5 protein-coding genes are annotated in these 4,730 nt (G+C 54.6%); 2 read left to right on the plus strand and 3 right to left on the minus strand.

The genetic code is table 11. The features are described 5' to 3' along the window. Nucleotides 1-311 precede the first annotated feature (311 nt). Nucleotides 312-536, minus strand: a complete 225-nt coding sequence (locus tag RT340_RS21980) for a YgdI/YgdR family lipoprotein (protein ID WP_034823084.1) — start codon at nucleotides 534-536, stop codon at nucleotides 312-314. A gap of 208 nt (nucleotides 537-744) precedes the next feature. Here RT340_RS21980 and csdA point away from each other — a divergent pair, with 208 nt between their 5' ends. Both csdA and csdE read left to right on the plus strand, forming a co-directional pair. Further along, nucleotides 745-1,950: a cysteine desulfurase CsdA gene (csdA, locus tag RT340_RS21985; RefSeq protein ID WP_097117982.1), complete on the plus strand. Its 1,206-nt coding sequence runs from the start codon at nucleotides 745-747 to the stop codon at nucleotides 1,948-1,950. Between the two features lie 4 nt (nucleotides 1,951-1,954). Beyond that, the gene (gene csdE, locus RT340_RS21990; protein ID WP_097117983.1) at nucleotides 1,955-2,404 is read left to right on the plus strand and encodes a cysteine desulfurase sulfur acceptor subunit CsdE; all 450 of its coding nucleotides are present in this window, start codon (nucleotides 1,955-1,957) and stop codon (nucleotides 2,402-2,404) included. Here csdE and tcdA read toward each other — a convergent pair. Together tcdA and mltA are read right to left on the minus strand one after the other, a co-directional pair. Further along, on the minus strand, nucleotides 2,392-3,198 hold the full coding sequence (gene tcdA, locus RT340_RS21995) for a tRNA cyclic N6-threonylcarbamoyladenosine(37) synthase TcdA (protein WP_313377777.1): 807 nt from the start codon (nucleotides 3,196-3,198) through the stop codon (nucleotides 2,392-2,394). The two genes, csdE and tcdA, sit on opposite strands and share 13 nt — an antisense overlap. Before the next feature lie 132 nt (nucleotides 3,199-3,330). Next, the gene (gene mltA / locus RT340_RS22000) at nucleotides 3,331-4,479 is read right to left on the minus strand and encodes a murein transglycosylase A (RefSeq protein ID WP_034823090.1); all 1,149 of its coding nucleotides are present in this window, start codon (nucleotides 4,477-4,479) and stop codon (nucleotides 3,331-3,333) included. Nucleotides 4,480-4,730: the final 251 nt, after the last annotated feature.

Consider the following 4,730-nt stretch of genomic DNA (forward strand, 5'->3'; position numbering starts at 1 on the left):
AGGAAGCTCCAGCAAATACCTATAGTTGCCGCACTTCCTGAGCCGGAACGAAAAGATTTCTGGAAACGTGCGAGAGATCGCAGACTTTTGGAGAGCTTTTGGCTTGTGGTCGTGATGTTGTGTTTGCATTTTGATCTGACGATTGCAGATCAAGCTTTTAATTCCTGTAGATTTACCCTGTCTGTCCAAGTGATTTTATGCAGCACCGCAAATTGCGGTGCTTTTTTTTGTCCTACACATCCCTGTGTACCCCTTTCGGGCCGTCACTGAAGCGACGTAAAAATTTCTCCGGGAAATTTTTGGCTTGCTGCTTACTGCCCCATCTCAACCATCTCTTTCACATCTGTACGATTGATCTGCTGCTCGTTGCCATTGGCATCTTTATAACTGATCATACCGGTTTCATCGTCAACTTTCGGTTTCCCGTCCGCTACAATGGTGCGACCATCATTGGTATGCATGACATAATTGCTGGAACAAGCAGCCAGGGTAAAGGCCATGGTACACACGGCCAGCACTGCGGCGAGTTTTTTCATCTTCTATCTCCTTGCAGATTGATTGCATTAAACCACCCGCAAGCGCTGACCAGAGGCAGCAAAAAGTGAAATCGACTGGTAAAGGTCGATTCGTTATGCGGGTTGCGGTTCAAACCTTGCAATAAATAGCATAACGCGCTTTTCCAGCTTTGCCAGCGAATCGGCCGGGTTTCAGCCTGGTCCTAAAATTGAATACAGTGGGTTTCGTATGACCATCTTCTCCCCAACCGCCTTCCGTGCGCAGTTTCCGGCATTAAGCGATGCGGGCGTTTATCTTGATAGCGCAGCCACTGCCCTGAAGCCTCAGGCTGTGATCGACGCCACATCGCAGTTCTATAGCTTGAGCGCAGGCACCGTGCATCGCAGCCAGTTCAAATCAGCACGCGACCTGACAGAGAAGTATGAACAGGCGCGCGGCCGGGTGGCCAAATGGCTGCACGCGGGCGATGACCGTCAGATTGTCTGGACGCGTGGCACCACGGAGGCCATCAATCTGGTGGCGCACAGCTGGCTGGCACCGCGCTTACAACCTGGCGATGAAATCGTAGTCAGCGAAGCCGAGCATCACGCCAATCTGGTGCCGTGGTTAAAGGTGGCACAAGCCGCAGGCGCGAAAGTGGTGAAATGGCCGATTGGCGCGGATCGTCTGCCCGATATTCGTCTACTGCCTGATTTGCTAAACGCACGCACTAAGCTGCTGGCGATTGGGCAGATGTCGAATGTCACCGGTGGCTGTCCGGATCTGGCACAGGCGATTACCCTGGCACATCATGTTGGCGCCAAAGTGATGGTAGATGGCGCACAGGGCGTGGTGCACGCGCCCCCCAACGTTCAGGCGCTGGACATCGACTTTTACGCCTTCTCCGCGCACAAGCTGTATGGCCCAATGGGGATTGGTGCGCTGTACGGCAAAGCCGAGCTGCTGGAAGAGATGGATGCGTGGCAAGGCGGCGGCAAGATGTTAACGCACGTCGACTTTAATGGCTTCACGCAGCAGGCGGTACCGTGGCGATTTGAAGCCGGCACGCCCAATGTCGCGGGCGTGGTGGGCCTGAGCGCGGCGCTGGAATGGCTGTCGCATCACCACGCTGAAAAAGCAGAGATGTGGAGCCAGCAACTGGCCAGCCTCGCCGAAGAGCAATTAGGCGAGATTCCCGGCTTTCGCAGTTTCCGTTGTGGTAATGCCAGTCTGCTGGCGTTTGATATCGCGGACATTCATCACAGCGATATTGTCACTCTGCTGGCAGAGCAGGATATTGCGCTGCGTGCCGGACAGCACTGTGCACAGCCATTAATGGCGGCACTGGGTGTTAGCGGCACCCTGCGCGTATCATTCGCCCCCTATAATAATTTGCAGGACGTGGATGCGCTGGTGCGCGCCATGCATCATGCCGTAGACCTGTTGAGTGAATAACGTTATGACCACCCTGATCGGCCCACATCCGTTTGGCGATGTGATTACTGAAGCCAGCCTGACCGAAAAATTTTCCCATTTTCATCAGTGGGAAGATCGCTATCGCCAGCTGATCCAGCTCAGCCGCCAGTTACCCGCTCTGGAAGATGACGTGAAGACGGCAGAGATTGAGCTGAGCGGTTGCGAAAATCGTGTCTGGCTGAGCAGCCAACGGCTACCCAACGGCAAACTTCACTTTTACGGCGACAGTGAAGGCCGCATCGTGCGCGGTTTGCTGGCGGTGCTGTTGACGGCGGTGGAAGGCAAAACGCCAGCCGATCTGTTAGCACAAGATCCGCTGGCGTTGTTTGATACTTTAGGCCTGCGTGCGCAGCTTAGCGCCTCACGCAGCAGTGGCTTAAAAGCGTTGGCAGATGCAGTGCAGCGCCACGCGCGCGCGCATCAAGCAGCCTGACGCGCCGCGCGTGCGAGGAATTTCTTCAACGCGTGCGACACCGCGATAAACCCGAAAGTGGCGGTCACCATGGTGGCCGCACCGAAGCCCGCCGCACAATCCATACGTTTCGGGCCTTCAGCGGTACTTTTGGAAGTGCAGACACTGCCATCCAGCTGCGGATACACCAGCGCTTCCGTCGAAAACACACAATCAATGCCCAGCTTACCTTTGCTGTTTTTGATCACGCCAAAATCACTCTTCAGGCGCTCACGCAGTTTTGCCGCCAGCGGATCCTGAATGGTTTTGGCTAAATCGCTGACCTGAATCTGCGTCGGATCGATCTGCCCGCCCGCACCGCCAGTGGTGATCAACGGAATCTTGTTACGACGACACCAGGCAATCAGCGCGGCTTTAGGGCGCACACTGTCAATTGCATCAATCACGTAATCAAAACCGGCTGACAGCATTTCAGCGGTGTTATCCGGCGTGATGAAATCATCAATGCAGATCACTTCGCACTCAGGATTTATGGCGCGAATACGCGCCGCCATCACCTCGGTTTTCGCTTGTCCTACTTTTCCTTGCAGGGCGTGGATCTGGCGATTGGTGTTGGTAATGCAGACGTCGTCCATATCGATCAGCGTGATTTTACCAATCCCGGTGCGCGCTAACGCTTCGGCGGACCACGAACCGACACCGCCGATACCAATCACACAAAAATGGGCGTCGGCAAAACGCTGCAGCGCCTCTTCCCCATACAGACGTGCCGTACCGCCAAAACGTTGCCGCCAGGCATCGCTGACTACTTTCATATCAAACCTTTTGATGCGGTGCGCATGAATACGCACCCTACAGAAACAGTGATGGACGCATTGGATCGCGAAGACTGGCGACCCATGGCAAATCAGCTGAATACTCCCGCTGATTTGCCGCAGGGAAGAATATCAATTCGCCCCGATAATCAGTGAACCATTATTGCCATTTTGCGGATTGCTGAACAGCGGCTGTCCTGCACCTGGCGCGGCTTTCAGCACCCAAACGCGGCCATAGTGATTATAAAATCCGGCAAGATGCGCAGCGTCTGGACCCACACCCTGATAGATGTCGAAGTGCTGACCTTTAATCGCCCCACCCACATCCAGTGCCACCATCAGGCGCATCTCATACTTGCCGTTAAATTTGCCCTTCTCGTTCAACTGCGGCACTTCGGCTAACAGCGCCGTACCTGCGGGAATCAATGAACGATCGGATGCGACAGACGCTTTGGCAATCAAAGGCACTGCGCTGGCACCGCGCACCGGCACATACTCTTCTGGTTTAAAGAACACGAACGATTGGTTGGTCTCCAGCACGTCACGCACCTGCTCCGGCGTATGTTCCTGTGCCCACTGGCGAATCGCCTGCATCGACATATCTTCTCGCTTCACTTCACCACGATCGATCAGTTCTTTGCCGATACTGTGATAGGCCCAGCCATTTTTGCCGCCGTAGCCGAAGAAGCGCAGCGGGCGACCGTCGCCGAAATCAACGTAGCCGCTACCCTGCACGTCCATCATAAAGTTGTCGATCAGCGAGTTGCTCCAGGCAATCACGTAACGATCATCAAGTCCGCCACTATATATAGAAGCACGGCTCGGCAGCTTCTGACCGCGCGTGCGCGGTGGCATGCGATAAATGGGATACTGGAACTCACCCTGACGCGTGTAGCGCGCTTCCACCACAGGGGTGTAGTAGCCGGTAAACTGCACGTTACCGTAATTATCGGTGCCTTCCATCTGATAAGCGTTAAGTCCGAACTGGCTCAACTGACGGGTATCGGCACCGGAGAGCAGCCAGTTCTGAATAGCGCTGTAAGTGCCGGTGTTGCGGCTGTATAAGCCACTGGAGGCACTCTGAATCTGCTGAATCTGCACACCAAAATCTCTGCCATTCACCGGGCGCCCTTTGGCATTCGGTTCATTGACCAGCCCAAGCGGTTGCTCCAGCTTGCCATCAATATATTGCTGACCACGGTCAGTCGGTTTAGAACTACAACCTGCTAACAGCGCGAGAAACGCGCCAGTAAGTGCATACTTCGCCCAATGTCCTTTCATCACTTTCTCTTTTTCTCGGTTGTTTGCACCGCGACGATAGCAAAGGGGCAGAGAGAATGAAATCCGCCACGAGTTACCGCGCTCACATCTGTACAATTAATCGCCCAATGGCACTATTAATCACCAACTGGCTGTAAATTTAAGGCTTTAACACAAAAAGGGGTTGCATCGCCGCGCGTCGAGAGTATAGTGCGCATCCACGGACGCGGGGTGGAGCAGCCTGGTAGCTCGTCGGGCTCATAACCCGAAGG

This window comes from Pantoea sp. CTOTU50773 (genome assembly GCF_032082325.1).
In the GTDB taxonomy this organism is placed as follows: Bacteria; Pseudomonadota; Gammaproteobacteria; order Enterobacterales; family Enterobacteriaceae; genus Pantoea; species Pantoea communis.